Genomic DNA, 4,500 nt, shown 5'->3' with positions numbered 1-4,500 from the left:
TGAGCAGGAAGGCCGCCGCGACCGGGTCGGCGCAGCGCTCGGCGGCCGCCAGGCCGGTCTCGGCGCGGGCCAGCCAGTCGGTGAAGCGGCTGGCGCCGTAGTAGAGCGAACCGGTGGTCAGGGCGAGCCGCCAGGCCCGGTCGGGGCGGGTGGCGGCGCTCTCCTCGATCAGTGCCCGGACGGCGGGCTCCTCGGCGCGGAACCAGTCGAGCGCGGTGCGGATGTCCGCGGCGGGCGGGACGGGCCGGCCCGGCCGGTCGGGCGCCCCGGTGTCCTCCTGGCCGGGGTCGAGGTAGCGGCCGCAGTGCTGCAGCGCGGCCTGGTAGTGGTCCAGCAGACGGGTGCGGGCCTGCTCCCGGTGCTGTTCGGACCGCTCGGCGAGCAGGTCGGCGGAGAACAGCCGGACCAGGTCGGTGCGGTGGTAGCGGCCGGGGGCGGCGCCGGTGAGCAGGTGGCGGGAGGCCAGGTCGCCCAGCGCCCGGTGGGCGGTCGCGGCGTCGGTGCCGAGCAGCGCGGCGGCGGCCAGACCGTCCACCTCGCGGCCGGGGTGGACGGCCAGCAGGGCGAGCAGTTCGGCTGCCTCGTGCGGTAGTTGACGGTACGTCAGCAACAGCTCCTGGCGCAGGCCGGTGTCACCGTCGACCTCCAGGGCGGCCAGCCGGGTGTGCTCGTCCGCGAGTTCGGCGACCAGGTCGGCGACCGTCCAGCCCGGGTGGGCGGCCAGCCGGGCGGCGGCGAGCCGCAGGGCCAGCGGCAGGTGCTCGCAGAGGCGGACGAGTTCGGCGGCCGCCGCCGGCTCGGCGGCCACCCGCCCGGGCGTCAGCAGGTGCTCCAGCAGGGCCAGGGCGTCGTCCTCGGGCAGCGCGGTCAGCCGCAGCAGGGTGGCGTCGTCGGTGGCGACCAGCTTCTCCAGGGAGCCGCGGGCGGTCACCACGGCGGCGCAGTCCGGCCCCTCGGGCAGCAGGTCGGCGAGCTGGTCGGCGTCGGCGGCGTCGTCCAGGACCACCAGCAGCCGGCGGCCCCTGGTGCGTTCGCGGTAGCGCGCGGCGCGGCCGGCCCGGTCGGCGGGCAGCGCGTCGTCCGGGACGCCGAGGGCGCGCAGGAACCGGCCGAGGACGGCCCCCGGGTCGGCCGGGCCGGCCGGGTCGAGGCCGCGCAGGTCCGCGTACAGCAGGCCGTCCGGGAAGCGGTCGGCGGCCCGGTGGGCCCAGGCGGTGACCAGGGTGCTCTTCCCGCTGCCGGCCGGGCCGACCACCAGGGCCGGTCCGTCGGTGGCCCGGTCGGCGGCGCAGGCGCGGTCCAGCCACCGCGTCTCGGCGGTGCGGCCGATCAGTGCGACGCGTTGGCGGGGCAGCTGGCGGGGAGCCCGCTGGAACGGTACGGCGACCGGGGGAGCGGGCGCCGGGGCGGCGGTCACCTGCACCGCCTCCGGCCGGTCGTCCGCCAGCACCTCGGCGAACGCGGCCCGCAGCGCCGGTCCGGGGCGGATGCCCAACTCGCGGTCCAGCCGCAGCCTGGTCCGGTGGAAGGCGTTCAGCGCGTCCGCGGGCCGTCCGGCCTGGTGCAGGCAGCGCATCAGCAGGGCCACCAGCTCCTCGCGCAGGCCGTCCCGCCGCACGTTCTGCTCCAGCACCGCCACCGCCGCCGCCCCCGTGCCCTGCCGCAGCCGCAGCCCGGCCCAGTGGAGCAGCGCGGCGGTGGAGGACTGCTTCAGGTGGTCCACCGTGGCGGCCCGCAGCGGGGTGTCCGGCAGGTCCGCCAGGGCCTCGCCGCGCCACAGCTGCAACGCCTCCTCCAGCAGCGCGATCGCCTCCCCGTCGGCCTCGCGCTCGGCGCACTCCCCGGCCAGCCCGGCCAGCCGGGCGAACCGCAGCGCGTCCACCTCCTCGGCCGGCCCGCTCAGCAGGTAGCCGCAGGCCCGGGTGTGCAGCTCGAACGGGGAGTCCGCCAGCACCTTGCGCAGCGCCGCCACGTGCCCCTGCACCGCCGCCCGGGCACTGGCGGGCGGACGCTCGCCCCACAGCAGCTCGCAGAACTGGTCCATGGTCACGACCTGGCCCAGCCGCAGCGCCGGCAGCGCCAGCACCGCCCGCCGCTGCGCCCCCGCCAGGGTGGCCAGACCGCCCGTCGCGACCTGCAGTTCCACCGGCCCGAGCAGCCGAATCCGCACCAGTACCCCCACCTCGCCGCACCCGAGAACCGTCGGCGGCCTGCGGGGTGGAGCAGTGTAGTGCGCACACGTGTCCTGCCCCTATCCGGACGGTGGTCGTCGGTGGGGCCGCCGTGGGTAGAGAGTCCGTCGGGGTGGGGGATGGTTGCCTGCGGGGGCGCAGTGGTGTGGTGGGTGGGGCTCGGGTGGGCGGGGGCGTTGTCGGTGCGGCGGCCGAAGGGGCGGGTGCTGCGGGGTGGTGCGCACACGTGTCCGGCCGGTGTGCGGGCGTTCGTCGGCGGTGGGGAGCCGGCCGGGGCGGGGGGACGGTTGCCCGCCGGGGCGGAGCCCGAGGGGGCGGTCGCCTGCGGGCGGTCGGGCCGTCCCGGTAGCGTGCGGGCATGGACGAGACTCACGGGAGACACGTGAACGCCCGGTTCGAGCGGCTGGCCCAGCGGGTCCGCGACGAACTCGCCGCCGCCGGGCTGCCAGTGGTGGCCCCGGGCCTGGACGCGGCGCTGGCCGTCGGCGCGGAGGTCCGGGTGAGCACCTGGAACCAGCACTTCGGCGAGGAGCCGGAGGTGCTGGTGAGCTGGCACCTCAGTCCCCGGCTGCGGTGCAGGGCGACGGCGGACCTGGAGCGGGGCGGGGAGCCGACCGCGGCGGCCCGGCAGGCCGGCGGGATCCACACGGCGATGGCGGCGGCGGTGATCGCGGTCCTGTCCGCGGCCGGCTTCACCGCCCGGGACCGGGCGGACGACTACGCGCCGTTCGACGTGCTGGTCCTGGACGGCCCGGACGTCAGGACGCCGCCGGTCTGGTCCGAGCAGGCGGAGCGCCCGCGGCGGACGGCCGGCGAGTCCGTCAGCTGAACCGTCGGGCCTCGGCCCGTCGTCCTCTCCTAGGGACCGTCTTCGCACTCCCGTCCGTCCGCCCGGGCGGACGGACGGGGCGGCGTCGGGGGCACCGGGGAGCGTCGGCCCGCAGGCGGGAGTTCGAAGCCGGGCCCGGGACGGGCCCGACGCCCGTGGCACGGGGGAAGGGAAGCATGGAGATCGAGCTGCTCGGGCCGATGGTGGTCCGGCGGGCCGACGGCACCGAGGTCACGCCCTCGGCCCCGAAGCGGCGCGCCCTGCTGGGGGCGCTGGCCGCCCGGCTGAACCAGCCGGTGGGCGCCGAGGAGCTGATCGAGCTGGTCTGGGACGGCACCGCGCCGCCGACCGCGCGGGCCGCCCTGCAGGGCCATGTGGCCGCACTGCGGCAGCAGTTGGACGATCCCCGGCTGGTCCTGGGCACCCGCGGCGGCGGGTACGTCCTGGAGGGCGACGCGGACCGGGTGGACCTGGTGCGGTTCGGCGCGCTCTGCGACCGGGCGGGCCTCCTGCTGCCGGAGACCGTCGCCGGGGTGGGGGCGCACGCCGCGGCCGTCCCGCTGCTGCGCGCGGCCCTCGACCTGTGGCGCGGGCCGGCGCTGGTCGACTGCGGGTCCGCCCTGCTGCGCGAACGCACCCTCCCGTACCTGACCGACCTGCGGCTGCGCGCCCTGGACCGGCTGGCGCAGGAACTGGTGCTGGCCGGTCGCGGCGGCGAACTGGTGGCCGAGCTGACCGAGGCGGCCGACGCCCACCCCAGCCGGCAGCCGCTGACCGCCCGGCTGGTCCAGTGCCTGGAGCAGGCCGGGCGCGGGCCGGAGGCACGGGCCCGCTACGACCACGCGGTGGCCCGGCTGGTCGGTCCGCCGGGGCCGGAGCTACGGCTGGCGGGTGAGCAGCTGGCGCGCCACGCGGCGCCCGACCGGCGCTTCATCGGCCGCACCGCCGAACTCGCCCGGCTGCACGAGGCACTGGCCGTGGCCGCCCGGACCGGCCGCCCGATCCTGGTCACCGGCCCGGCCGGGGTGGGCAAGACGTCGCTGGTCCAGCACTGGGCGGCGCAGCGCTTCCCCGAGGGCGTGCTGCGCGCCGACCTGCGCGGCACCGACCCGAACGGCCCGCGCGAGCCCGCCGACGTCCTGGCCGGCTTCCTCACGGACCTCGGCATAGCCCCCGGGGCCGTCCCCGCCGATCCCGCCGAGCGCGCGGCCCACTACCGCGAACTCCTCGCCGACCGCCGGATCCTGATCCTGCTGGACGACGCCGCCTGCTACCGGCAGCTCGCCCCGCTGCTGCCCGGCCTGCCCTCGGCGGAGAGCACCGCCCTGGGCCCGGTCACCGTCGTCACCAGCCGCAACCGGCTGCGCGACCTGCTGGTCCACGAGGACGCGCTGGCGCTCCCGCTCGGCCCGCTCGCCGCAGCGGACGCCCACGCGCTGCTCGCCCGCGCCCTCGGCCCGGACCGCCACGCCGCCGCTC

Annotated in this window: 3 protein-coding genes; 2 read left to right on the top strand and 1 reads right to left on the bottom strand. The window is 78.3% G+C overall.

The features are described 5' to 3' along the window. A partial coding sequence (locus BG452_RS30315) for a BTAD domain-containing putative transcriptional regulator (protein WP_188307551.1) occupies positions 1 to 2,170 on the bottom strand: 2,170 nt, incomplete at its 3' end. Between the two features lie 380 nt (positions 2,171 to 2,550). On the opposite strand from BG452_RS30315, the gene BG452_RS30310 reads away from it, so the two are divergent. Together BG452_RS30310 and BG452_RS30305 are read left to right on the top strand one after the other, a co-directional pair. Next, on the top strand, positions 2,551 to 3,021 hold the full coding sequence (locus BG452_RS30310) for a hypothetical protein (RefSeq protein ID WP_188307550.1): 471 nt from the start codon (positions 2,551 to 2,553) through the stop codon (positions 3,019 to 3,021). Between the two features lie 176 nt (positions 3,022 to 3,197). Then, the coding region (locus BG452_RS30305; RefSeq protein WP_188307549.1) for a BTAD domain-containing putative transcriptional regulator at positions 3,198 to 4,500 on the top strand (1,303 nt) is incomplete at its 3' end.

The sequence above is a fragment of the Streptomyces sp. CBMA123 genome, from assembly GCF_014596465.1.
Taxonomy (GTDB): domain Bacteria; phylum Actinomycetota; class Actinomycetes; order Streptomycetales; family Streptomycetaceae; genus Kitasatospora.
The sequence above is the reverse complement of the archived record's forward strand: the minus strand, read 5'-3'. Positions and strand labels throughout refer to the sequence as shown.